1 protein-coding gene is annotated in these 420 nt (G+C 61.0%); it reads left to right on the top strand.

The features are described 5' to 3' along the window. Nucleotides 1-420: cadherin repeat domain-containing protein (locus tag ACX3VQ_RS12970; protein ID WP_462581463.1), on the top strand; the 420-nt coding region annotated here is incomplete at both ends.

Here is a 420-nt window from a genome sequence, read left to right as displayed (position 1 = left end):
AACACCTACGTCCTCACCATTGAGGCCGAGGATGCCGATGGCAATATCTCGACCCAGACCATCACGGTCACAGTCGCAGACCTCGATGATGCCGCTCCGGTTATCTCCGGTCCTTCGGGTGGTCCGGGTGCCGGCACCGGTGAGATCACGGTCGATGAAGGCACGACCACGGTAACGCAGCTGACCAGTGACGAGCCGGTCACATGGAGCATCACCGGCGGTAATGACCAGGGTCTGTTCGCGGTCGCACCTGACGGCACGATCAGTTTTGTCACGCCGCCGGACTTCGAGGCGCCCACCGACAGCGACACCAACAACACCTACGTCCTCACCATTGAGGCCGAGGATGCCGATGGCAATATCTCGACCCAGACCATCACGGTCACAGTCGCAGACCTCGATGATGCCGCTCCGGTTATC

It is taken from the genome of Altererythrobacter chaiwopuensis (assembly GCF_054957735.1).
This window is presented reverse-complemented; position numbering and strand designations above follow the sequence as displayed.